This window comes from Halopseudomonas salegens (assembly GCF_900105655.1).
GTDB classification, from domain to species: domain Bacteria; phylum Pseudomonadota; class Gammaproteobacteria; order Pseudomonadales; family Pseudomonadaceae; genus Halopseudomonas; species Halopseudomonas salegens.
Map to the genome: position 1 here is coordinate 1918668 of NZ_LT629787.1, position 23615 is coordinate 1942282.

Here is a 23615-nt window from a genome sequence, read left to right on the forward strand (position 1 = left end):
CCGTATAATAGCCAACATGAATGAGCTCATGCAGCGCCTAGAGGCGTGTTATCAGCAGGCTGAAAGCCACTTTGGCCGGCGCTTTGAACGCCCCGAGGTGCGCCTGGATTTACGTGGACAAAAAGCCGGCATCGCCTATCTGGATAGACGCTTGCTGCGCTTCAATGCCGGCATGTATGAGCGGCACGGCGAGGACTTCCTGCAGCAGACAGTGCCGCATGAAGTTGCCCATCTGATTGCCCATGCATTATTTGGCCAACGCATTCGCCCCCATGGACCCGAGTGGCAATCCATTATGCGCGACCTGTTTGGTCTGCCAGCGCAACGTTGTCACAGCTACAGCGTGCCCCAAAGACGCACCACCGAGTACCTTTATCGCTGCGCCTGCCCCAATCCGGTGCATTTCACCCCGCAACGACACCGCTGGGTTATCAAGGGGCGTCGTTATCAGTGCACCCGTTGCAGTCAATTGCTGCATTTCACCGGCCAGGCGCAGCAGAACCTGCGCTAAGAAGCGTCTTCCCGGACCAATCCATCACAGCGTCAAGCGACCTTGATCCAGCAAGCCTTGTATGCCATCCAGCAGCTTGCCATTGAGGGCGCTCGCCTTGTCCAGGCGCTCCTGATCAAAACGCCCATCCAGCGAGAAGCCACCGTCAAGCATGGACTCCAGCATCTCCCGGGCATCATTGCCGATCTCACTGGCCTGGCGCAGTGACTGCAACAGCCCGTCGGCGTATTCGCGAAGCGCATTGTTGGTCACGCTGGGTGCAGCACCCGGTCCGGATACCTGGCCATAGGCGGCACTGACCTGTGTAACCCGTGTCTGGGTCATGCTCAAGGACATTGAAGCCAGCTGACTGGTGTCCATATCCAGCGTCAATGCACGCTCGAAAGCACCCTGCACATCGCCGGCGTAAAAGGTGTCAGCCAGCTCCTGAACCTGTTGCATCAAGCCTTCCAGCGCCTTCAACTCATCGGCATCCAGCTCGCCATCCAACTCGACCTGCCATTGGCCGATACGCATTTCACTGCTGCTGGCGCGCACTGCCCCGCTCTGCCCGCCCGCGCCTGACTGACTGTAGGCCTGCAGCGTACCCATGGAGGCTGATGCCTGAGCAATACTGATACGCAACTGGTCGCCATCGCGGGTGGTCAGATTCATCTCGAAGGTTTCGGCCTGGGCACTGAACCGCTCAGCGCTGAGCTGGCTGGTGCGCTCGACAGGCGCAGCAGTGTCTGGCAGGAAGCGCTCGCGCAGGTTCTGCAGGCCACTCTGAATAGCCTCATAGGTGGCATCGATATCCGCTGCCACTTTGCCATTGAGCATTCCCATACCGTCGAGAATCTTGCGCGCTTCGGCAAAGCCTTTCTCGATGCCGCGGACGGCCTGATCCAACCGCTTTTGCAGGGCATCAGCATCGGCACCATCGGCAGCATCCTGCTGCAAACGGCCACCGACAAAGCCAAGAACGCGGTCGGCGACCTTGTTTGGCGCAAAATTGTCAGCCTGATCGGCGGCCAGACTACCGGGGGCCAGGCCCAGTTGCTCGGTCAGACGATTGGCCAGAGTCAGTTGTGGATTGAGGGATTCTCCACGTGGAGAATTCTGCGTCGCCGGCACCGAGTAGCGCGACTGGGCCGGGAGCAACGGGTTTGAAGAGCTCATAACATTCACCTCTGGTTGTCAGTCACGCTATCGGCGACTGACCCCGAGGCTTGAGTTCGCGGCGACGAACGGTCATTGCCGCACCAGATTCACAATGGACGCAGCTGGCTGATAAAGGGCCGCAGTGAGTAACCCAGGCGGGGCTCAAGATCATCAGCCCATTGCTGCATGGCCACCTGATCCAGTGACAAGGTCCCATTGGCCGGGACAAACAACAGCACATTCCCCTCTTTTACTTCGCTACGCAGTGCTCCCGGGCCGAGTACGTCGCGCAGCATCTGGAGGGCAAAGGGTTCTCCGTTGTCACGCTGTTGCCACTGATTGATCACCAGCACACCCTGTGGGTGCAAAGCGCGTCGACAGGCACGAAAGAAGTCCCCCTCCAGCTGCAGCCGCGACAGGCCACCCTCCATATACAGATCCACCAGCATAAGGTCACAACTGCCTGGCTGCGCCTGAAGGTAGGTATCGGCACAACCACGCACCACCTGCAGGCGCGAATCGTCCGCCAGCCTCAGCCATTGCACTGCCAGTTCCACGACCGCAGGGCGCAGTTCAACGGCCGTGACCTGCTCTGGTGCAAAATGCGCCAGCGCGCAATTGGCCAGGCTGCCACCGCCCAAACCGAGCACACTGACCGTCGGCTTCTCGCGAGCCCAGAAAAACCCCAATAACATGGCCCGGGTATAGTCATATTCCAGCCAGGTGGGGTCAGGCAGATAACAACAGCTCTGCTCGGTGTTTTCGCCAAAGATCAGGAAGCGGTATGGATAGGCTTCGGTTACCCGCAAGCGACCAAAATCGTCCAACACGCTTTCCACGATAATTTCATCGGTATCGGGCATGGGCGCCTGCCAGCGGCTTGTCAAACGAGACCATAGGGTTTTCAGATTCATGCCTCAGATTAGCACTCCGTCAGGAACTGCAACAGCGTTGCCCGGCCCGGCTGAGCAAAAGCTGCAAGGAGTGGTAAACTGCCTGCCTTCAAGCTTGCGCAAATAAGGATCTCTCAGCATGTGTGGAATTGTCGGTGCCATCGCTCAACGCAACATCACGCCGATTTTGCTTGAGGGTTTGCGGCGTCTGGAATACCGCGGTTACGACTCGGCAGGGCTGGCGGTCATCAATGCTGACGGCAAGGTGCAGCGCACGCGGGCAATGGGCAAGGTCATCGAACTGGAGAAGGCACTTGACCGGCAGCCGGCCAGCGGTCACCTGGGCATTGCCCACACGCGCTGGGCAACGCATGGGCGTCCCGCCGAGCGCAATGCCCATCCGCATCAATCCGGTGGTCTGGTCGTCGTGCATAACGGCATTATCGAAAACCATGCCGAGCTGCGTCGACAGTTGCAGTCCAGGGGCTTTACCTTTACCTCGGACACCGATACCGAAGTCGTTGCCCATTTGCTGGCCCAATACTACGGCGAGACGGATGACCTGCTCAGCGCCCTGCGCCTGACCCTGAATGAGATACATGGCGCCTATGCTCTGGCCGTCATGCACCAGGAGCAACCGCAGGCCCTTTACTGTGCACGCATGGGCAGCCCCCTGGTGATCGGTGAAGGCAGCGAAGAACACTATCTGGCGTCTGATCCTCTGGCCTTGCTGCAGGTTACCGATCGTTTTCGCTATCTGGCCGAGGGCGATCATGCCCGTGTTACCCGCGACGGCTGTGAGATATGGAATGCGCAGAACGAGATAGTCGAACGCCCGATCAGTCGCTATGAGCACGCAGCACACAGCCTGGACAAGGGCGACTACCGGCACTTCATGCAAAAGGAAATTTTCGAGCAGCCACAAGCCATAACCGACACACTGGCCGGCATGCTGGCGGATGACCACGTGTTGACTGCCGTGCTGGGGCCGGAAGCGGAAAATCGCCTGGCCGATATCGGCAATATACATATTGTTGCCTGCGGCACCAGTTACCACGCCGGCCTCGTCGCCCGCTACTGGATTGAAGAGCAGACCGGCCTGCCCTGCCAGGTAGAGGTTGCCAGCGAATACCGCTACCGGCAGGTGGTGGTGCCCGCCAACACCCTGCTCATCACCCTGTCACAATCCGGTGAAACGGCCGACACTCTGGCGGTATTGCGCCACGCGAAAACCCGCAACTATCTGGCCACCCTGGCCATTTGCAACGTTGCCGGCAGCTCGCTGGTTCGCGAGGCTGACTGGCGCTTGCTGACCCATGCCGGCCCGGAAATCGGCGTTGCATCAACCAAGGCCTTTACTACCCAGCTGGTAGCCCTGCTCTGGCTGACCACCGCTCTGGCCCAGGTTCGTGGTGTGCCGGCGGCAACGCTGAAAACCAACCTGGATGCCCTGCGCAGCCTGCCCGGTCTGGTTGAACAGGTGCTGACCATGGAGCCGGCAATCATCGACCTGGCACAGCGCTTCGCCAACAAGCACCATGCCCTGTTTCTTGGTCGTGGTGCCCACTACCCGATCGCCATGGAAGGTGCACTGAAGCTGAAGGAAATTTCCTATATTCATGCCGAGGCCTATGCAGCCGGTGAACTCAAGCACGGTCCGCTGGCGCTGGTCGACGAGGATATGCCGGTGATCAGCGTGGCGCCGAGTGACAGCCTGTTGGAAAAACTCATTTCCAATCTGGAAGAAGTGCGTGCCCGTGGCGGACAGTTGGTAACCTTTGCCTGTGAAACCGTCGATCACCAGAGCGGTGAACAGGATGTGACTCTGCACCTGCCCAATGTGCCTGACTGCATCTCGCCCATCCTGTTCACCCTGCCCTTGCAATTGCTCAGCTACCACGTTGCCCTGGTCAAGGGCACGGACGTGGACAAGCCACGCAATCTGGCGAAATCGGTCACCGTGGAGTAAGTAGCGGCAGATGAACAAGGCCAAGCGTTACGAGATCTTTCGCCGGCTGCGCGAAGACAACCCGAGCCCGACGACGGAGCTGGCATACAGCACGCCATTCGAGCTGCTGATTGCCGTGATTCTGTCGGCGCAAGCGACCGATGTGGGGGTCAACAAGGCGACTGCCAGACTCTACCCGGTGGCAAATACGCCCGAGGCCATATACGCCCTGGGCGTCGAAGGTCTGAGTGAGTTCATCAAGACCATTGGCCTGTACAACAGCAAAGCCAAAAACGTCATTGCCACCTGCCGTATTCTGATCGAGCAACACAACAGCCAGGTGCCGGACAATCGTGAGGCGCTGGAAGCGCTGCCCGGCGTTGGTCGCAAAACTGCCAACGTGGTGCTGAATACGGCTTTTGGTCAACCCGCCATGGCAGTGGACACGCATATTTTCCGCGTCAGCAACCGCACCGGCATCGCACCAGGCAAAACCGTGCTGGACGTCGAGAAAAAACTGATGCGTCATGTGCCGCGGGAATTTCTGCTTGATGCCCACCACTGGCTGATCCTGCATGGGCGGTATGTCTGCAAGGCTCGCACCCCGCAATGCGGCAGTTGCCGCATTGAAGACCTGTGCGACTTCACACACAAGACCAGTGATTGAGAGTCCGACTTTTTTTCGCTGCCGAGATATAAAAAATCTATTTCCGCTACAGCCCGACTCCCGCTATAAGGTGCGCAAGTGGTACCGTCAATGTGGAGTAATGTATGGCCAAAGCTAAACCCGATATTGAACTGGATGACGACGACTTCATTGACGAAGACGACACCCCTGATACTGATTCAAACACCAACCAGCGCAGCAATCTGACCAAGCGCCGGCAGATTGATGACTACCTGGAAGAACGACGTTTGCAAAAGCAGCTGTCAGACTTCGATTTTGATCTCTGAACACGTGGCGTGACCCAGGTCACGCCACCCACCCCTATAAAAACAAGTCGATCAATACATTTTTACTATCAAAACCATATTTCCTGGCAATTTGCTCGCTCCCGCAAGAGCCTCTAGGCTATCATTATTGAGAATGATTCTGATTACCCAGAGGTAAGACCAATGACCAAGACCATGAGTTTCGCCGTTGTCCATGTCACTATCGCCTTTACCGTGGTCTATGCCTTGACCGGCAGCCTGATGCTCGGCGGTGCCATTGCACTGATTGAGCCTGCGGTGAATACCCTTGGCTACCACCTTCACGAAAAAGTCTGGCAGCGGATCGAACACAAACGGGCACAACGCGATGCTGAAATGATTTCTCCGATCATTAGAGCCTGATGGCGGCCCGGGAATGAATAACCGTCTGGTACAGCCCAGGCCAATCAGCTAACCTCGCAGCATATAGTTGCTGTTATGGAGCCGGGATGAACCCGTCAACACTGATAGGTATTTTGGCCAGTCTGCTGGTGCTGGCCAGCGTGTTATTCATGTCCGCTCAGGACCCGCTGTTATTCATCAATCCGCCCGGACTGGCCATTGTGCTGGGTGGTACTCTGGCCGCCACTTTCATCAGTTATCCACTCAGTGAAATAGTGCGTATTTTCAGCCTGTTTCGCACTGTATTGCGCAATGAAAAACTCTATACACAGCATGATATTGACGAGCTGGTGAATATTTCGCGCCTGTACATGGACGGCAATTTGCCGGCTGTCGAGCGTGAATTGGACAAAGTGAACAATCCCTACCTGCGCACAGGGGTGCAATTGGTCGTTGATATGACGCCGGAAGAGGATATTCTGGATTTCATGCAGTGGCGCATATCCCGTTTGCGTGCTCGGGAGCACGCCGAAGCCCAGCTGTTTCGCGTTATGGCCAGCTTCGCCCCGGCGTTCGGCATGATTGGCACCCTGGTCGGGCTTATCAACCTGATGTTCATCCTTGGTGATGGCAACGTGGTCCAGATTGGTCAGCAACTGGCAATTGCACTGATGACCACGTTTTACGGCATCCTGCTGGCAAATCTGGTGTTCAAGCCCGTTGCGGTCAAACTGGAACGGCGGACCGAACAACGCGTCATCGTAATGAACATGGTTATGCAGGGCATTTCGATGATGTTCAACAAACGCAGCCCGGCACTGATGCGTGAAACCCTGAAATCGTTCATGGCCAACCATGAGGACGAGATTCGTGATGTCCGCCCGTTGAGAAAAAAACCGGATGCGGCCCCCAAGCCAGCCAGGAGAAACACCCATGGTTGAAGGCGGCACAGCCAGGGCTCGCCAACGGGATCACAGCATCGCTGTTACCGACAGCAGCGAAGAAGAAGCCTGGCTCATCACCTACCTGGATGTCATTACCCTGATACTGGTGGTCTGCGTCGTTATGCTGGCTTTTTCTGGCGGCCAGATTGGTCCTGCTCAGCGAGCCCAGGACAGTGCCGCTGAAACCGTCGCCCTTCTGCCCGGACAAGACGGGCTATTGGAAAGCAGCGCCGGCTCGGCACCGCCCTCAACCGATATTGCCCCCGATACTGCGAATGTGAAGCCAGCAACCGATGCGTTGCAATCCCCTGATCTCTCAAGCCTGAACCTGGAAGGTCTGGGTGAAGATATCGATGTCATTCTGCAGGACAGCAGTATCAGCTTTCGCATCAGTAGCGAGATTCTCTTCCCCTCTGGCGAAGCCTTCATGTCGCAAGCGGGCTATGACGTTCTGGATCAGTTGATTCCGGTGCTCGACGACGTCGATTATCAGGTCAGTGTGGCCGGCCATACTGACAACATCCCGATCAGAACCGCCCAGTTCCCGTCCAACTGGGAGCTTTCCTCAGCCCGGGCCGGAAGCGTCGTGCGCTACCTCGAATCCCATGGCATTGCACCTGAGCGACTGACGGCTATCGGTAACGGCAGCTCCAGCCCCTTGACTGACAACGACAGCGCTGAAGGCCGAGCGGCCAACAGGCGGGTCGAATTGACGCTGGAAATGCCTGGCAACTAGGCCTTGCGCTCCCTGAACACAACAGTAACTTTTTCCCGCAACTTGCTTTGCCGCACACAATCAGCCCTGCAGGTACTCCACCACCGCATCAGCATCTCCGGAAAACACCACACGCTCCTGTTTGTTTTCCCGTTGGTAGGCATACATGGGGTCGTAATACTCTTGCAGCAGAGCGGCAATCCAGTCTCGGTGCGCATGCACGTCACCCTGGCTGCCATGCAATGCCAGGGCATCCTGCATCAACGCCTGAATGCGTTGATGGCGTTCGCCACCAAGGCGTTTGCGGATACGCAGCAGACTGCTCAGCAGGTGCTCGCTCAAGGCCGCAAAGGCCGCCTCCGGCGCATCCGGATGCTGCACTGCAAATTCAGCCTGCATATCGAGCACATAATCCTGCAGGATACGCCCTGTTCGCTGCTCAAAGCTGTCTTCCAGCCAGACCAGTGGTGCCTGCTGCATGGCCTGGTACAACGGCAGGGGCACATTGCAACGGCCGACGATACGCCCTTCGTCTTCCAGTACCAGATGATTGAAACCGGCAGCCCGCCGCTGCAGCACTTCAATGACCAGGGCATTCTCGAAATCGATCTGTCCCGGTTGCGGTGTTGCATGGCGGCCAAAGCTGGAACCGCGATGATGGGCATGGTGCTCCAGATCCACGCTGTTCGCCAACCGCTGCAAGACCTCGGTCTTGCCCGTGCCGGTCAAGCCGGCAACAAGCTGCAGGGAACACTCACTGGCAGCAGCGTCCAGACTATCGATCAGAAACCGCCGCATGGCCTTGTAGCCACCGACAATACGCGGGTATTCGATCCCGGCGTCGGCCAGCCATTGCTGCACCAGCTGTGAGCGCAAACCACCACGAAAGCAATACAGATACCCATCAGGATGGGTGCGGGCGAAATCCGCCCAGGCCGCAATTCGTGACGCTTTCAGCTCGCCGGAAACCAGACGATGCCCCAGCGCAATGGCTGCAGCCTGACCTTCGCGTTTATAGCAAGTACCCACCTGAGCCCGCTCGGTATCATCCATCAACGGCAGGTTGATCGCGCCGGGAAAGCTGCCATGGGCAAATTCGACCGGGGCGCGCACATCGAACAAGGGTACTTCGTTCAACAGTATCTGGCGGTAATCAACGCTGTTGTCTCGCATCACACAACCTCGACACAGGGGCCATTACCCGGCGGCAGGCACTCGCCAATCGGCTGCAACTCCAGGCCCTGTTCACGCGCCAGTTGCTCGAAGGCGTCGCAGTCAGATGGATTGACGGCGACCAGCAAGCCACCGCTGGTCTGCGGGTCGCACAACAGGCTTTGCCATGCAGGATTCGCCAGTGAAACCTGATCACCATAGCTGACGAAATTACGGCCGGTGCCGCCGGGTACGCAACCGGCAGCCAAGTAGTGTTCGACCCCTGACAGGCGCGGCACGGCTGATTCACGTACCCGGGCAGTGATGCCTGAACCCGATGCCATTTCCACCAGATGCCCGAGCAAGCCAAAACCGGTCACATCGGTCATCGCGTGCACCCCTGACAAACGGGCGAAGTCAGCACCAATCCGGTTCAGCTGGCACATCAGATCGCGTGCCCTGCCCCGGTCTTCCTCACGCAATCTGGTCTGTTTTTCAGCAGTCGTGAAAATACCGATGCCCAGAGGCTTGGTCAGATACAACTGATCGCCGACCTGTGCCTGGTCATTGCGCTTCAGATGCGCACGTTCCACCCGACCAGTAACGGCCAGGCCGAAAATCGGCTCCGGGGCATCGATCGAATGCCCCCCGGCCAGCGGCATGCCCGCCGCACTGCATACGCTGCGCGCCCCGGCGATCACTTCTCCGGCAATTGCCGGCGACAACAGATTGATTGGCCAGCCAAGAATCGCTATGGCCATCATCGGCGTCGCGCCCATGGCGTAAATATCGCTGACCGCATTGGTGGCGGCAATCCGGCCGAAGTCAAAGGGATCATCAACAATCGGCATGAAGAAATCCGTCGTGCTGACGATCCCGGTCTCGGCATTCAGGGCAAATACCGCGGCATCATCGCGGCTGTCATTGCCGACCCAGAGATCCGCATAGGCGGGCCCAGGCTGGCCAACTGCGAGAATTTCATCCAGTACTCCGGGGGCGATCTTGCAGCCACAGCCAGCGCCATGACTGTATTGCGTCAGCCGAACGGGTTCAGACATGTTTACTCCTGACATCTTGATCGGGTCCGTGAATCAGCCCGCCAGCTTGCGCCTGACGAGCCTCGTATTGATCCAGCGCATCACTGGCGACAATGCGCCCGAGCTCGATCAATTCCGGTGCGCGGTAAAATTCGAAAAAACGACACAGACGCTTGGGAACATCAATCACCAGATCCGGCGGATAACCGGCAATCTTGTACTGCGTCAGTGACGCCTGCATGGTTTCGAACGACAGGTTGATCAGCTCGAGCATGCTGGCCGGCAGGGTATTCAAGCGGTCATCCATTACCGGATCATTTTCCGGTGGCAGATCGGGCAGATCATTGGGCTCCGTATTATCCAGATTCTCCAGCAATAACGCCTGCTCATCACCCGGCGAGCGCCGGCGTGACAACCAGCCGCTCAAATTCAGGTTATCCAGCCACTGATCCCACTGCTGACGAATCGATGGCGGTCGTTCCACCTCGGGTAGCGTATAGCCGTTGGTATGCATGCTGTTGAGGTTGACGGCAATGATCATATCGCAATGGGCCGAGACGACCGGCACTATGGGCAAGGGGTTCAGCAGACCACCATCGACCAGCACACGATTGCCCTGCCGTACCGGTGCAAACAGACTGGGGATGGCTGCCGAGGCACGCATGGCCTGATGCAGGCAGCCCTGCTGGAACCAGATCTCCTGCTGACTGGTCAGGTCGGTGGCGACTGCGGTGAAAGCAATGGGCAATTCCTCAATCCGGGTATCACCGACCATCTCGCGGATATGGCCGAAGACCTTCTCGCCACGAATTGCGCCAAGATTGCCAAAACCGACGTCCAGCAGCTTGATGACATCCAGATAGTCCAGCCCGGAAACCCAGTCGCGGTACTCGGCCAGCTTGCCTGCAGCATAGACACCACCAATCACCGACCCCATTGAACAACCGGCAATACAGTCTATCTGATAGCCCCGCCGCTCCAGCTCCTCGATCACGCCGATATGCGCGTAACCCCGCGCGCCCCCACTGCCCAACACCAGGGCAACCCGCTTTGCCATCCCGTTCTCCCCGCCGCCACCGACCATCACCAATTGACGAATTCCGTTGCCATGCGCAATATGCCGCAGTATACCCTCCAAGCAGGCGTTGGCGTGATCACAGGTAGACTGAGAATACTATTGAAATGGGTACTGGCGGCCATGCTGCTGGTCATGGCCGTTCAGCTCAGCCTTGGCTGGCTGCTCGACCGCGCTGCCGCGCAGCGCTCCGGCACAATGACCCTGAGCGGGCTGGAGTCGCCGGTGCAGGTCTATTTCGATGCCTGGGGCATCCCGCATATCGAAGCAGCCAGCGACCTCGACGGCTATCGTGCGCTCGGCTACCTGCATGCTCAGGATCGCCTGTTCCAGATGGATATGCTGCGCCGGATCGGCGGCGGACGCCTGGCTGAACTCCTTGGTCCCGAGTCAGTTGAAACCGACCGATTCTTCCGTTCGCTGGGCATAAGCCGCTTTGCCCGGGGCTATGAGCAACGCATGCAAGCACAACCCGACGAACCCCATGTTCAAGCCATGCAGGCCTATCTGGACGGCATCAATGCCTATATCGACAGTGGTGCCCGCCCTCTGGAATACCGCCTGCTACTCGCCCGACCAGGCTATTTTTCCATCCGCGACATCGCACACATCAGTGGTTACATGGCCTACAGCTTTGCCGAAGCCTTCAAGACCGATGCTCTGGTTGACCATATTGCCGGCACTCTGGGCGAACGCCATCTGCAGGATCTGGTTTTCGACTGGCCGGACACGCTGCCACCACGCAGCCGGAGACCAGCCCAAGAAGCGGGCGATGTGCAGAATGAAAGCGCGCTCTTGCCCTTGCTGCATCAGGTAGCTCGCGTCGAGCAGCAGCTTCCCGCACCGCGCTTTCTCGGCAGCAATGCCTGGGCGGTGAATGCGCGCCTGAGCCAAAGTGCCGCGCCGCTGCTGGCCAACGACCCGCATATGGGCTTTTCCATCCCGGCGGTGTGGTACGAAGCCCACCTGCGCACACCGGAACAGGAGGTCTATGGTCACTTCCTTGCCGGCATGCCTTTCCCCTTGTTGGGACACACCCGGCAGCATGCCTGGGGCCTGACCATGCTGATGAACGATGAAGTGGATTTCTATCGGCAACAGGTAAACCCGGACAACCCCAATCAGATACGAACTGAAGGCGCATGGCAAACCCTGCAGGTGCATGAGGAAGTGATCAAGGTTCGCGGCCAGGAAGACCGCCTGATCCGTTTGCGCAGCTCTGCTCACGGCCCGATCATCAACGACAATGCGATGGCGCAGACAGACGCTCAGAACCCGCCACCAGTGAGCTTGCTATGGACCTTTTTGCACCCGGACAATGACGTCGGCAAAGGCTTTTATGGCCTCTCTCGAGCCCGCTCCATTACCGAGTTCGATGCCGCTGCCGGCCATCACTGGTCACCCGGGCTGAATGCAATCTATGTTGATATTGACGATAACATTGCCCATTTCACCCTTGGTCGCCTGAAGCGCAGCCCCCAGAGCAACAACAGCTTCAGCTTGCTCGATGGCGCTGACAGTGAAGACCGCTTTCGTGGCTACCGCCCGTACAGTGACAACCCCCGCAATATCAACCCGCGCTCCGGCATGCTGTGGAGTGCCAATCAGCCATTCGCTGACGAAAATCCCCAGCGACATCTGCCTGGCTACTATGCTCCCAGCGAGCGCAGTGAACGACTACGGGAACTGTTGCAGGTCGATGCCACCTTCGATCTGGCCGACTTCAAGGCCATGCAGATGGACAACAAGCGACCCCAGACACTGGCAATGCTGCACGAAGCACTGCCACTACTGGATAACCGCCTGCTGCGCAGCGACCTGCGAGCACCCGCAGCTGAAGCTCGTGAATTACTCGAACAGTGGGATGGCCGCTTCAACCACGACAGTGCCGCTGCCAGCATTTTCCAGCGTTGGCAGGAAGCCTTGATGGAAGCGCTGTTTGCCGACGAACTGGGCAACCAGTACGCCTTTTTCAAGCAAACCCTGATGGCGGAGAAAACCCTGAATGCCCTGTTCTGGAAGTCAGCCTCGCCCTGGTGGGACAACCGTTTGCACCCCAGCCGTGATGGCCGCCAGGCGGCGGTTGAACATGCCTGGGTAAAGACAATCGAAGGCCTGAGCGAACAACTGGGCATCGTCCCGAAACGCTGGGCCTGGTCGCGCCTGACCCGCCTGGAACACCAGCATGCCCTGAATGATCGGCTACGCTTTGCCAGCCTCTTCAGCGTTGATCCCATCAGCGTGAATGGCGGTCGCGAAACTCTGAACAATATGGCGTTTGATCTGGGTGGCGAGCACTATTCCGTGAAGGCCGGGCCATCGACCCGCCGCCTGATTGACCTGGCGGACCTGAACAGCACATTGGGCAGCAACCCCCTGGGCCAGTCAGGCAACCCTTTTGATCCACATTTCATGGATCAGGCCGAGTTGTATAACAACGGCCACTATCGTACCCAACTGTTCGACTGGCAAGGCATCAGCGCTCTGCCCCACAGACTGCTGCTGCTGCCGTAAAAAGGCACTCGGATCAGAGTTTGCGCAACACTACCTGATCAACCGGCGCCTGCTCACCGATTTCCAGGCGATTGGGGCGGATGCCTCGCTGAATCAACCCATCGTAAAAATGCTGCGACTGCGCACCGTGAACAACCACGCGCATGCTCCGATCGGTACGCAGCATGCGATTGAGCTGATCCAGCCAATCATTGCTCAGATCACTCTCCCCGGCCTGCAAATCAAACGCAGGAACGGCAATATAGCCTTCGGATTGCATCTGTTTGATCAGCGTTGCCGGCGTGGGCAGCAAGGCATGCTGCAATGGAATTGCCGGCGTCAGCTGGTCAGTATGCAGATAGACCCGACGGTTGCCGCGCGTGATCGCATACAGACTTACAAAGTGCTGGGGCTCGGTATCCAGTCGCAAGGCGGCATAGAACTGGTTCTCCTCAGGGCCATACAGCCGGGAAAAATCAAATACCTGATTGGCCCAGATGCTGCTGCTGCCACACTCACGTCCCTCACAGAAGTACAGCACGCTGTGCGGCAACTGCTGCAACTGATTTTTCGCCTGAAAAAAAGCTTCGCGCGCTGTATGGCCTTCCGGAATCTGCTGGGTCAGCCTGATCAGCTCACCCTGCGTACGAACCTCGCGCTCAATACGCAGCTCGTTGTTGATGCGCCGAATGCTGCCCAGCACCACACTATGTTCACCCTCGAGATGCTGTTTGTTGACGACAATGCTTGCCTGCGGGAAAGGCACCAGCAACAGGTCTTCCGGCAGTTCAGCCGCGTTTACCCCCGCCGCCAGGACACCAGTGACAACCGCAGTCAACAACAAAGGACGCATGCGCTCTCCCATCATGCCAAAACAATAGGATCAGCCTTACCCAGCGCTATTCGCGGGTCAAGACAAATCGCTGAAAAAACTGTGAAGAAGGGTTGCAACCTCGGGGGCCTGCGCTTCCAGGTGAAGGTGGTGGCCACCATCCATTGCATGCACGCGGATATGCTCGAATTGCCAGACGCGTTCGACGACAGCCGGATATTTGGCCATCACGCCCTGGTTGGCCAGCACCACACAGGCTGGCGCCCGAATGGCCTCGATAAAGGCAATCGCATGTTGATTGGTAAAACGCAGCGGAGATGGCAAAAACAGCTGCGGATCGGTGCGCCAGGTCCAGCCGCCATGATCCGGCATCAAACCTCGCTCAACCAGGATGCCTACCGCCTCACGGGATATCGGGGTGTTGGCGCCCATCAAGCGTGCCTTGATGGCCTTCTCCACGCTATCGTAAATCGGCTTGCGCTTGTTCGCGGCCTGCAGACTGGCGGCGAAGTATTTGGCCATTTGTGCCGGCGCGTCGTCTGCCTCGGCCGTCACCGGCAACAATCCATCAATCATGCCTACACCCATGATCCGGTCCGGCAGGCTGCCGGCAAGAATGCCACTGATGATCGCACCCATGGAGTGCCCCAGCAGCGCAAACCTTTGCCAGCCCAGACTATCCGCAACCTGCAATACGGTTGCTGCCTGCTGCCACAGGCTGTAACCCGCCGCCGGCAGGTGATCGGACAGACCATGCCCCGGCAGGTCCAGCGCGACTATCTGCAGGCCCGGCATGCGCGCGGCGATCAGATCAAAGGTGGCGGCATTATCCAGCCAACCGTGCAGGGCAATGACCGGAACGCCATCGGCGGGGCCCCAGACCTTGGCGGCTACTTCAATATTCGGCAAATTGAACCGGACTTCATGACTCGTGGTTGCACTCATGCAGTTACTCGTTGTTATGGCCGGCCCATACTACCGGGCGACCGCTGACCGACCAGATGCTCAATCGGCTGGCATAAGCCGCCTCGATCACGGATCGGCGCAATTTCAGGGTAGGTGTCAGGTAGCCCTGCTCGATTCGCCAGGGGTCGCTGACGACGACCAGACAGGACAAACGACTGCGCCGCGGCAGACTCTGGTTGATCTCTTCCAGCAGACCGCTCAACTCACGTTCGATCTGTTCGCGATTATTGATCAAACGATCCTGTACCGGTGCTTTCAGGCGCAACAGAGCCAAGGGCAGCGGCAAATTGTTACCCAGGATGCACGCCTGATCAATCAATGGGTGCTCCTGAATGCGCAGTTCTATGGGTACCGGCATGACCCGCTGACTTTCACTGGTAACCAGCGCGTCCTGAATCCGGCCCAATACCCGCAAAAAACCTTCGTGATCCATCTCGACCAGATCACCGGTATGCAGAAACCCGTCAGCGTCCAGTGCTGCGGCCGTTTTTTGCGGATTTTTGTAATAGCCTTGCATCACAGCAGGACTGCGCACCAACAGCTCGCCTTCATCGCTCAGGCGGCACTCGACCCCCGGATTGGGCAGGCCAACCCACCCCGGCCGATAACGCTTGGGGCGGCCCAGATGCGAATAGCCGACATTCTCGGTCAGGCCATACCCTTCGGCGACCCCGACCCCCAACTGACGAAAAAACTGAATCAGGCCGATACTGGCCGGTGCGCCGCCGCTCACCAGGTAGCGTACATCGGCCATGCCCAGACGCCGGAGGATGCGCCCGGCAACCCGGTGGCGCAGAAAAGGTATGCGCATCAGCGTGCGCAACACACCCGGTGAAACCTTCTTTTCCACCCCCTGGCGCAAGACATCCAGAATGCGAGGAACGACAAACAACAGCGTCGGCCGGGCCTGCTTCAGATCACGCATGAAGGTGCAGCCTCTTGCTGCAAAATGTACCCTTATACCGGCGATCATCGAGGTAATTTCCATCACCTGACGCTCATAGATATGGCTCAGTGAGAGAAACGAAAACAAGCGATCGTCAGCGGTAATATTGAACAGACGCAGGTTGTTGCGGCCGACAAAGGCCAGATTGGCGAAACTGAGCATCACCCCCTTGTAGACACCGGTCGTGCCCGAGGTAAAAATCACCGTAGCCGTCTGCTGCGGATCGGGTACCGGTGAACCGGCAACGGGAGTAGCGGAATCGACAATACTGGCCCAGGCGCGCAGGCAGCCGTCTTCACTGGCGGTCGGCAGACCAATACGCGGAATACCGGCTGGCAAGGCCTGACTGATGCTGGCCCACTCATTGATTTCGCCGACAAACAACACCTGAACATCACCCTGGCGAATGATCTCGGCCATCGCTTCCGCATCCAGATTGGGGTGCACCGGCACGGAGATGTACCCGGCCATCCAGATGGCCAGATCGGCAACAAACCAGTGTGCCGAGTTTTTTGCCAGCAGGCCGATATGAGCTCTGTCGGACAGCCCCATCTCGAGCAAATAACCCGCCATCGCGCGCGCCTGGCGACCAACCTCGGCCCAGGTCAGGGTTTGAACATTACCCGCCACATCCGGCTGCAACAGCCAGGGCTGATCTGGATGGTTTTCTTCATGCGCATAGAAGGCGTGCAAGGGTGTTGCAGCCGCAGCCGGCCCCTTGTTCGACATGGTTACCTCAACTTTTTTATAGTTATTTCAAGGTGATAACCGCTTATCACATCACCTGTACGGGTGACTAACTATCCCACGACGAGGTCTGCTAAACAAGCCAATGCTCACGCATTGATCCGGCGCCCGCAGCAGCTCAACGACGAAGCTCGGCCGGCGCCTGCAAACTCAGGAGTTCGGCCACCCCGGCGGCGGCAAAATCCAGCTGCAGACAGGCCAGTGATGCCGTCGCCATGGGATAATGCCCCTGCCGGTTTCCCTCCACCAGCAAGCTGATCAATTGACTGACCAGGGGTTGATGACTGACCAGCAACAGCTCTTTTTCGCTGCGTTCGGCAAGAAAATCCAGCACGGCCATGGGCGCATCATCCGGAGTCAGCCAGGGGACTGTTGCTACCGCCCGGCGGTATCCGATGACATCCACAACTTCCGCAGCCGTCTGCTGCGCGCGGGTATAGGGGCTGGCCAGAATCGCCTCCAGCGGTTGATCGATCAACTCGATCGCCATCTCCCTGACTTCCTGATGACCGCGGGCGGTCAGCGTTCGTTGCGGGTCACTATCGGCCATGGCATGGGCCTGACCGTGTCGCATGATCCAGAGCTTCATCACACCCCCTCCAACGGCGTGCAGGCCATAAAGGCCGCGAATTCAACATCCTGCTTTTGCTCGGCACTCATCAATCTGCCGATAACCTTGTCCAGCGGCTGCTGTTCGAACAGAATCGCATGCAAGCCGGCCACCAATGGCATGTACACGCCTTCGGCATCGGCTTTCTGCTTGAGCACCCGCAAGGTATTCACCCCTTCTGCTACCTGCCCCAGGCTGGCGACAGCCTCATCCAGCGACTTGCCTTCCCCCAGCGCAAAACCCACCCGATAATTGCGTGACTTGGGAGACATGCAGGTAACGATCAGATCACCCACCCCGGCCAGGCCCAGAAATGTCAGCGGGTTGGCGCCCATATGTACCGCAAACCGGGTCATTTCAGCCAAAGCGCGGGTAATCAGCATGCTTTTGGTGTTTTCGCCCATACCCAGTGCTGCCGCCATCCCGGCAATAATTGCGTAGACATTTTTTAGCGCCCCACCCAACTCCACCCCGTAACGATCCAGGCTGGCATAGACCCGCAGTTTTGAACCTCCCAGCACATCCTGAACTGCCTGGCACAGCGCCTCGTCAGGGCTTGCCACCACTGTCGCCGTCAAGGCCCCTTCCGCCATTTCGCGGGCCAGATTGGGGCCTGACAACACAGCGACGCGGGCTTTGGGGGCCGCTTCTTCGATGATGTCGCTCATCAGCACGAAACCCGGCAGCTGGATCCCCTTGGTAGTGCTGACGACAATGCGGTCAGCCAGCAACGGGCCTATCTGTGCCAACACACTGCGCAGCGCACTGCTGGGAATAGCCAGGAAAATCACCGGGGCCTGCTCCACAGCCTGCAACAGGTCAGTGGTTACCCTCAGTTTGCTGTCCAGCTCAATACCCGGCAAATAGCGCGTATTGCTGTGCTGCTGGCTGATTTCTTCGGCGACTGCGGCATCGCGTAGCCACAGCGTGACCGGCACCCCGTCCGCGGCCATCAGATTGGCCAGCGTGGTACCAAAACTGCCGCCACCCAACACGGCGACCGGGCCCCTGGAATTGCTCATCAGACATCCTTAACAATTGGCTTTACCGGGTCAGTATAAGCCGCTGATCCGGGGGCATGCGATGAGTCCGTGAAAAAAAACCAATGTCTAGGTAATATGCAGAAACAAGCCACTAACCTGACATCACACAAAAACAATGTTGCCAAAAAAATCACTCGTCGCGGTTATCAGTCTCACCGCCAGCCTGCCATTGATGGCGCTGGATGACACTCTGAGTGAAGCAATGGATCTGCCCACCGTACTCAGTGCCACCCGCCTGAAACAGGCCCCAGCCGAAGTCCCCGGTAGCATGACCATACTGAATCGCCAGTTGATTCGTGCCAGCGGCGCCCGGGACATTCCCGAGCTGATGCGTCTGGTTCCCGGCATGAAGGTCGGTTATCGGAACGGGCATATTGCCAACGTCAACTACCACGGCACCAACTTCAATGAAGCCCGGCGCATGCAGGTCCTGATTGATGGACGTTCGGTTTACCGCCCCGGTCTGGCCAATGTCGACTGGAGTGACATTCCACTGGCGATTGAAGACATCGAACGCATCGAAATCATGCGCGGGCCGAATACCGCGGCCTTCGGTGCCAATGCCCTGATGGGGGTGATCAATATCATTTCGACGCGCCCGGAGTTGAGCCAGGGCTCACGAGTCAAGATTACCCGTGGGCAGCGTGGTGTCGATGATTTTTATGCTCGTCAGGGCATAGCCTTTGGTAACACCTATGCGCGGCTGAGCCTGATCGGCAAGCAGGATGACGGTTTCGAGCTGGACGAAGACGGCAACGACTACCGTGATGGTCGGCGACTGAATGCCGTCAATCTGCTGGGCAATACCGACATCAGCCCGACTCAGACACTGAGCTGGCAACTGGGCGCCAAAGAAGGCAGCAACCAACGCGCCAACGACTACACCGAGATGGCCGAACCGAGCGATGACAGCTTCCTGCTTGATCGCTTGCTGGCAGAAGAACTCAGCAGTGATTCCGATATCCGCGCACGCGACTATTTCATTCAGTTGCACTGGAAGAACGAACTCAGCCCGGATCACCGGCTTGAGGTGAAGACTTACGCTCAACACATGGAGCGTCTGACCGAAACCCGCGCCTGCGACTCACCTATCGTCTTTTCACCGGAAATGCGCGAGTTATACCTGGTAGGCAATGTGTTCCCGCGCCGCATGAATTACATACTGCGCAACCGCAGTGGCATATGGGCTGATCCTGCCTACTATCGACCAACACTGGTCAACCGGGACGGCCTGCCTCCGGAATACCTGCAGCTCATTGAAGACATCATTGACCAGCATGCCGCTGTCCGCAACGGCCCGCCAACCTGTTTCAATCTGAATGAAAACCTGCGTGAAACCCGTTTTGAAGTTGAACTGCAGAACACCGTGCAGATCACCTCGGATCTGCGTAGCGTCTTTGGCGTCAACCTGCGGCATGACCAGGCCAGCTCGCAGACGCTGTTTGGCGGACGGGTCAACAATACCATTGGGCAGTTGTTCGGCAACCTGGAATACCGGATCAACCAGCGCTGGCTGTTGCATGCAGGTGCCATGGCGGAAGAAGATCAGCTGAGCGGCTTTTCGTTTTCACCGCGACTGGCAGCGCACTACTTTATGCGGCCGACGCATAGCCTGAGAGCGGTGTATTCCGAAGCGGTGCGCTCTCCCGACATGTACGAGAACAATGCCTACTGGACCTATCGCCCGAGCAACCTTGAAGGCGCACCTACCACGGGCGACACCTATTACGCCCTGGCTGAAGGACCGGGCGACCTCAAGCAGGAGCGCATGCGATCTGTTGAACTGGGGTATAACGGCCATTTCCATCACTCGGGCCTGAGCATCGACATCAAGCTGTTCTACGATGAAATTCGTGACATGATCAGCCAGCCGCTGCAAATCGTGAACTTCGTTCCGGACAACAGCAGCTTTGCTCGCTTCAAGGGCGGTGAAACCCAGGTTGACTGGCAGGCCAACCGCAACCATCGCCTGCGCGCAACCTATGCCTATGTAGACTTTACCGCCACCAACCGACTTGATCAGCGCCTGACCTCGCGGCACTCAGGCAGTGCCGGCTGGATCGCCAACTGGAACAACCAGTTGGAAACCAGTGTGTTCTATTATGGCGCACAAAAGCTCAACGAGTTTCGTTTTGAGCGGCTGGACGCTCGTATCGCGACCAACTTCCGCCTGACTCGAGACAGCAACCTGGAACTGGCTATGGTCTGGCAACACCGACTGGATGACGAGCCACTGACACGGGATGACAACAACTTCAAGAACCAGAATTACTACCAGTTGAGTGCAGAGCTCAACTTTTGAGTTAAGCTGAGTAAACCTTCAGACAAGGACTGTCTTTCATGCGGTTAGACGCTCACGTCAGGACATACTCATGAATACAGCACGCAGAGCACTGCTGCTGATTCTGTTGTTGAGCGTCTGGCCCGCCTACAGCCAGACCCTCATCGTTATTCCTGCTGAAAGTCAGCTGACGCGTGAATTCATTGGCGGACTGGAAGCTGACTTACCACTCGGACCACTCAAGGTTGTCACCCTGGCCGAAGCCGAACTGACCAGCGCCCCCGAGCGCATCGTTACCCTCGGCCCGGATGCACTGGACTGGCGTCTTCAGCAAGCCAGTGACGTCCACACCCTCGCGCTCTATGTCAACCGTGGCCGGTTACCGCCTGATCGGCCGGATTGGCTCCAGGTGATGCTCTCCAGTCCACAACCCGTGCGCCAATTACGCCTGGCCAAAGCACTGGTACCCCGCGTGCAGCGTATCGGCCTGCTGTTCACCGACAAGAGTTCCGACCAGCTGCCAGCCTGGGACCCGGCGGCGGCGGACAGCGACCTGCGACTCATCAGCCGTGAATGGGAAACCGACAACCCGATTACCCGCCCACTGACGGACTTGCTGGATAACTCGGATGTGCTGGTCGCGCTGGATGATTCAACCATCTGGAATGCCGATCAATTGAAAACCATATTGTTGACCAGTTATGCCAGAAACCGGGTCATCATTGGCCCGGCGGCTCCCTTTGTAGATGCTGGCAGCCTGGGGACCACTTACAGCAGCGCAATGGATATGGCACTCAGCGCCCGTCGGCGCTTCAGTCAGCCATGGCAGCCCGGGGCTGTCTTCTATCCCGACGAATTTTCCCTGCGAATCAATGCCCAGGTAGCCCGCTCTCTGAGCCTGCCGGTGCCTGACGAGGCGGCATTGCTCCAACATCTCAAGGCCGAGGAGGCAGTCCGGTGAACCTGCTCAAGCGTGGCACCATACATGGCCGATTACTGTTGATCGCTTTATTGCCGGTACTCTTGTTCGGTATCACCACTCTCGTTTATACGACCAATGCGCGACTCAGCGAAGTCAACCGCAACCTGGCCGAAACCGGGCAACTGATCGCCGAGCAACTGGCCCCGGCAGTGGAGTACGGTGTAATCAGTGGCAACCTCGCTACCCTCACCGGCCTGATCAGTGGCGCCCTCGATTCCAGCCACGTAAAATACGTTCAGGTTATCGACCGTCACGGCCAGGTTTTGCTCGAGAGCAGCCGCGAGCTGGATGCGGAATCGGCCGCCAACCTGCAGTATTACAGCGCCGATATCCTGCGTGAACGCATCCTGTTGCAATCCGACCCCTTCAGCAGCACTCCGATCGGCAGTGAATTGACCGGTGACCGTTACCTGGGGCAGGTTCGTGTGGGCCTGAGCAATCAGGCAGTGCTGGACCAGCAGAACGAAATTCTCGCCCGCACAAGCTTGCTAGCATTGTTGGTGCTGCTGGGAGCTTTTATCCTTGCCGCGCGCCTGGCCAAGGCTATTTCCGCGCCTCTTCAGCGCATGGGGAAAGCCGTGCAGCGGCTCCAGACCGGACACCTCGATACCCGTCTGAAAATCACCGACACACATGAAATCGGCGATTTGATGCGCAGCATCAACGCCCTGGCCAATGCTCTGCAAAAATCTGATCGTGAACAGCAGGTTGCCATCGAACAATTGATCAGTGCCCGTGAAGATGCCGAACAAGCCAACCGGGCCAAATCCAGTTTCCTGGCGATGATGAGCCATGAATTGCGCACACCGATGAATGGCGTGCTTGGCATGCTGCAATTGCTGCAAACCACCCCGTTGACCCCTGAGCAGGAAGAATACGTTTCCGTCGCCGGCGAATCCACCGATCACCTGCTGCGGGTAATCAACGATATCCTCGACTTTTCGCGCATCGAACGCGGCATTATCGAACTGGAGAATGTGGTTTTCGATCTGCCACACCTGCTGCACAGCACCGTTAGCAGCTTCGAGCATGAGGCTAGACAGAAAGGCCTCGACCTCCACTTGCATGTGGATCAGGCCGCCGGCTTGCCGGAAGCCAGCCTTCATCAGGTAATGGGTGACCCTACGCGCATCCGGCAAATCCTGGTCAACCTGCTGGGTAATGCATTCAAGTTCACCAATAGCGGCAGCATCAAGGTCAATGCGCATATCACTGCCGACAGCGACGAGCGTCTGTGGCTGGCGTGTGAAGTCCGTGACACCGGTATCGGTATTCCTGCTGATCGACTGGACACCATGTTCGATGCCTTTGCTCAGGGCGACAGCAGCACATCACGACGTTATGGCGGCACTGGATTAGGCTTGTCCATTGCGCGCACCTTTGCCCGCCATATGGGCGGTGAGCTGACCGCGCGCAGCACAGAAGGCCTCGGGTCCAGTTTCAGTCTTGGCATTCCGCTGCAACGCGCCAGGAGCACCAGTCAGCGGCCCCACGCTCCGCCGGTCGCAGGTCCTCAGCTGGACACTCAGGACCCACATCCGATCCTGGTGGTCGAAGACAACCCGGTCAACCGCCTGGTGATGCAGGGGCTACTGCGCGAACTCAATAGCCCACTACTCATAGCCGACAATGGCGAGGAAGCCCTGCGCATGCTCATGGACACCCATGCCAGTCCTGTCAGCCTGATCCTGATGGATTTGCAACTACCCGACCGCAGCGGCCTGGCGGTCTGGAGCGACTATCAGCGGTTCTGTGAGCAACGGCAACAGACCCCCGCACCCTGTATCGCGCTGACCGCCAGCGCATTGAACAGCGAGCGTGAGGACTGCCTGCGGGCGGGCATGCAAGGCTTTCTCAGCAAGCCGGTATCACGGCAGAAACTGCTGTCTGAAATCGCCCGCGTTCGGGCCGGGGCGTCCGGCGATCATTGACTGGGCTGATCAAGCATCATTCTGCATGTCTGCCGACGTCCATGGGCATGGATTC

21 protein-coding genes are annotated in these 23615 nt (G+C 58.1%); 11 read left to right on the plus strand and 10 right to left on the minus strand.

The window, feature by feature from the left end:
* The first annotated feature begins 16 nt into the window (after positions 1-16).
* The gene (locus BLU07_RS08630; RefSeq protein WP_092386037.1) at positions 17-511 is read left to right on the plus strand and encodes a SprT family zinc-dependent metalloprotease; all 495 of its coding nucleotides are present in this window, start codon (positions 17-19) and stop codon (positions 509-511) included.
* 24 nt (positions 512-535) lie between these two features.
* Here BLU07_RS08630 and BLU07_RS08635 read toward each other — a convergent pair whose 3' ends face one another.
* Complete coding sequence (locus BLU07_RS08635; protein ID WP_172830105.1) at positions 536-1669, minus strand: DUF5610 domain-containing protein; 1134 nt, start codon at positions 1667-1669, stop codon at positions 536-538.
* Between the two features lie 89 nt (positions 1670-1758).
* Complete coding sequence (locus tag BLU07_RS08640) at positions 1759-2514, minus strand: spermidine synthase (protein WP_157719157.1); 756 nt, start codon at positions 2512-2514, stop codon at positions 1759-1761.
* A 169-nt stretch (positions 2515-2683) separates the two neighbouring features.
* Here BLU07_RS08640 and glmS point away from each other — a divergent pair, with 169 nt between their 5' ends.
* The 6 genes from glmS to BLU07_RS08670 all read left to right on the plus strand — a co-directional run bounded on the left by glmS (position 2684) and on the right by BLU07_RS08670 (position 7486).
* Positions 2684-4513, plus strand: coding sequence for a glutamine--fructose-6-phosphate transaminase (isomerizing) (gene glmS / locus BLU07_RS08645; RefSeq protein WP_092386041.1), 1830 nt, complete (start codon positions 2684-2686; stop codon positions 4511-4513).
* Between the two features lie 10 nt (positions 4514-4523).
* The gene (gene nth, locus BLU07_RS08650) at positions 4524-5159 is read left to right on the plus strand and encodes an endonuclease III (protein ID WP_092386043.1); all 636 of its coding nucleotides are present in this window, start codon (positions 4524-4526) and stop codon (positions 5157-5159) included.
* A gap of 104 nt (positions 5160-5263) precedes the next feature.
* Positions 5264-5446 (plus strand): PA3496 family putative envelope integrity protein, encoded by a 183-nt coding sequence (locus BLU07_RS08655; protein ID WP_092386044.1) that lies wholly within the window; start codon positions 5264-5266, stop codon positions 5444-5446.
* 162 nt (positions 5447-5608) lie between these two features.
* On the plus strand, positions 5609-5827 hold the full coding sequence (locus BLU07_RS08660; protein ID WP_092386046.1) for a DUF2061 domain-containing protein: 219 nt from the start codon (positions 5609-5611) through the stop codon (positions 5825-5827).
* 86 nt (positions 5828-5913) lie between these two features.
* Positions 5914-6747, plus strand: a complete 834-nt coding sequence (locus BLU07_RS08665; protein ID WP_092386048.1) for a motility protein A — start codon at positions 5914-5916, stop codon at positions 6745-6747.
* Positions 6740-7486 (plus strand): OmpA/MotB family protein, encoded by a 747-nt coding sequence (locus BLU07_RS08670; protein WP_092386050.1) that lies wholly within the window; start codon positions 6740-6742, stop codon positions 7484-7486. The genes BLU07_RS08665 and BLU07_RS08670 overlap by 8 nt, the downstream gene beginning before the upstream one ends.
* Before the next feature lie 60 nt (positions 7487-7546).
* On the opposite strand, the gene mnmH is transcribed toward BLU07_RS08670, so the two are convergent.
* From mnmH to BLU07_RS08685, 3 genes are read right to left on the minus strand one after another with little or no spacing between them, the layout of a single operon-like run.
* On the minus strand, positions 7547-8638 hold the full coding sequence (gene mnmH / locus BLU07_RS08675; RefSeq protein WP_092386052.1) for a tRNA 2-selenouridine(34) synthase MnmH: 1092 nt from the start codon (positions 8636-8638) through the stop codon (positions 7547-7549).
* A complete protein-coding gene (gene selD, locus BLU07_RS08680) occupies positions 8638-9675 on the minus strand; it encodes a selenide, water dikinase SelD (protein ID WP_092386054.1) in 1038 nt (345 codons plus the stop codon). The genes mnmH and selD overlap by 1 nt, the downstream gene beginning before the upstream one ends.
* Complete coding sequence (locus BLU07_RS08685; protein ID WP_092386056.1) at positions 9668-10711, minus strand: patatin-like phospholipase family protein; 1044 nt, start codon at positions 10709-10711, stop codon at positions 9668-9670. Before BLU07_RS08685 ends, selD begins: the two co-directional genes overlap by 8 nt.
* Before the next feature lie 120 nt (positions 10712-10831).
* Here BLU07_RS08685 and BLU07_RS08690 point away from each other — a divergent pair, with 120 nt between their 5' ends.
* Positions 10832-13243 carry a penicillin acylase family protein gene (locus BLU07_RS08690; RefSeq protein ID WP_157719158.1) on the plus strand — a complete coding sequence of 804 codons (2412 nt, stop codon included), beginning with the start codon at positions 10832-10834 and terminating at the stop codon, positions 13241-13243.
* Between the two features lie 13 nt (positions 13244-13256).
* Here the strand turns inward: BLU07_RS08690 and BLU07_RS08695 are convergent, their stop codons facing one another.
* The 5 genes from BLU07_RS08695 to BLU07_RS08715 form a co-directional block, all read right to left on the minus strand.
* The gene (locus BLU07_RS08695) at positions 13257-14075 is read right to left on the minus strand and encodes a DUF4892 domain-containing protein (protein ID WP_157719159.1); all 819 of its coding nucleotides are present in this window, start codon (positions 14073-14075) and stop codon (positions 13257-13259) included.
* Between the two features lie 57 nt (positions 14076-14132).
* Positions 14133-14999: an alpha/beta fold hydrolase gene (locus tag BLU07_RS08700; protein WP_092386062.1), complete on the minus strand. Its 867-nt coding sequence runs from the start codon at positions 14997-14999 to the stop codon at positions 14133-14135.
* A 4-nt stretch (positions 15000-15003) separates the two neighbouring features.
* Positions 15004-16695, minus strand: a complete 1692-nt coding sequence (locus BLU07_RS08705; protein WP_092386064.1) for an AMP-binding protein — start codon at positions 16693-16695, stop codon at positions 15004-15006.
* Positions 16696-16831: 136 nt separating this feature from the next.
* Positions 16832-17302 (minus strand): phosphohistidine phosphatase SixA, encoded by a 471-nt coding sequence (gene sixA / locus BLU07_RS08710; RefSeq protein ID WP_092386066.1) that lies wholly within the window; start codon positions 17300-17302, stop codon positions 16832-16834.
* A complete protein-coding gene (locus BLU07_RS08715) occupies positions 17302-18345 on the minus strand; it encodes an NAD(P)H-dependent glycerol-3-phosphate dehydrogenase (protein WP_092386068.1) in 1044 nt (347 codons plus the stop codon). The genes sixA and BLU07_RS08715 overlap by 1 nt, the downstream gene beginning before the upstream one ends.
* A gap of 136 nt (positions 18346-18481) precedes the next feature.
* Here BLU07_RS08715 and BLU07_RS08720 point away from each other — a divergent pair, with 136 nt between their 5' ends.
* The 3 genes from BLU07_RS08720 to BLU07_RS08730 all read left to right on the plus strand — a co-directional run bounded on the left by BLU07_RS08720 (position 18482) and on the right by BLU07_RS08730 (position 23560).
* On the plus strand, positions 18482-20668 hold the full coding sequence (locus BLU07_RS08720; RefSeq protein WP_092386070.1) for a TonB-dependent receptor plug domain-containing protein: 2187 nt from the start codon (positions 18482-18484) through the stop codon (positions 20666-20668).
* 70 nt (positions 20669-20738) lie between these two features.
* Positions 20739-21608 carry a hypothetical protein gene (locus tag BLU07_RS08725; protein ID WP_092386072.1) on the plus strand — a complete coding sequence of 290 codons (870 nt, stop codon included), beginning with the start codon at positions 20739-20741 and terminating at the stop codon, positions 21606-21608.
* The gene (locus BLU07_RS08730; protein WP_092386074.1) at positions 21605-23560 is read left to right on the plus strand and encodes an ATP-binding protein; all 1956 of its coding nucleotides are present in this window, start codon (positions 21605-21607) and stop codon (positions 23558-23560) included. The genes BLU07_RS08725 and BLU07_RS08730 overlap by 4 nt, the downstream gene beginning before the upstream one ends.
* Positions 23561-23615: the final 55 nt, after the last annotated feature.

Bases quoted from the DNA above. Each gene is read 5' to 3' on its own strand.
- BLU07_RS08665 (WP_092386048.1), top strand. From the start codon at position 5,914: ATGAACCCGTCAACACTGATAGGTATTTTGGCCAGTCTGCTGGTGCTG.
- BLU07_RS08705 (WP_092386064.1), bottom strand. From the start codon at position 16,695: ATGTCGAACAAGGGGCCGGCTGCGGCTGCAACACCCTTGCACGCCTTC.
- BLU07_RS08685 (WP_092386056.1), bottom strand. From the start codon at position 10,711: ATGGCAAAGCGGGTTGCCCTGGTGTTGGGCAGTGGGGGCGCGCGGGGT.
- mnmH (WP_092386052.1), bottom strand. From the start codon at position 8,638: ATGCGAGACAACAGCGTTGATTACCGCCAGATACTGTTGAACGAAGTA.
- selD (WP_092386054.1), bottom strand. From the start codon at position 9,675: ATGTCTGAACCCGTTCGGCTGACGCAATACAGTCATGGCGCTGGCTGT.
- BLU07_RS08655 (WP_092386044.1), top strand. From the start codon at position 5,264: ATGGCCAAAGCTAAACCCGATATTGAACTGGATGACGACGACTTCATT.
- BLU07_RS08630 (WP_092386037.1), top strand. From the start codon at position 17: ATGAATGAGCTCATGCAGCGCCTAGAGGCGTGTTATCAGCAGGCTGAA.
- BLU07_RS08635 (WP_172830105.1), bottom strand. From the start codon at position 1,669: ATGAGCTCTTCAAACCCGTTGCTCCCGGCCCAGTCGCGCTACTCGGTG.
- BLU07_RS08725 (WP_092386072.1), top strand. From the start codon at position 20,739: ATGAATACAGCACGCAGAGCACTGCTGCTGATTCTGTTGTTGAGCGTC.
- BLU07_RS08670 (WP_092386050.1), top strand. From the start codon at position 6,740: ATGGTTGAAGGCGGCACAGCCAGGGCTCGCCAACGGGATCACAGCATC.
- nth (WP_092386043.1), top strand. From the start codon at position 4,524: ATGAACAAGGCCAAGCGTTACGAGATCTTTCGCCGGCTGCGCGAAGAC.
- BLU07_RS08700 (WP_092386062.1), bottom strand. From the start codon at position 14,999: ATGAGTGCAACCACGAGTCATGAAGTCCGGTTCAATTTGCCGAATATT.
- glmS (WP_092386041.1), top strand. From the start codon at position 2,684: ATGTGTGGAATTGTCGGTGCCATCGCTCAACGCAACATCACGCCGATT.
- BLU07_RS08715 (WP_092386068.1), bottom strand. From the start codon at position 18,345: ATGAGCAATTCCAGGGGCCCGGTCGCCGTGTTGGGTGGCGGCAGTTTT.
- BLU07_RS08695 (WP_157719159.1), bottom strand. From the start codon at position 14,075: ATGCGTCCTTTGTTGTTGACTGCGGTTGTCACTGGTGTCCTGGCGGCG.
- BLU07_RS08660 (WP_092386046.1), top strand. From the start codon at position 5,609: ATGACCAAGACCATGAGTTTCGCCGTTGTCCATGTCACTATCGCCTTT.
- BLU07_RS08720 (WP_092386070.1), top strand. From the start codon at position 18,482: ATGTTGCCAAAAAAATCACTCGTCGCGGTTATCAGTCTCACCGCCAGC.
- BLU07_RS08640 (WP_157719157.1), bottom strand. From the start codon at position 2,514: ATGCCCGATACCGATGAAATTATCGTGGAAAGCGTGTTGGACGATTTT.
- sixA (WP_092386066.1), bottom strand. From the start codon at position 17,302: ATGAAGCTCTGGATCATGCGACACGGTCAGGCCCATGCCATGGCCGAT.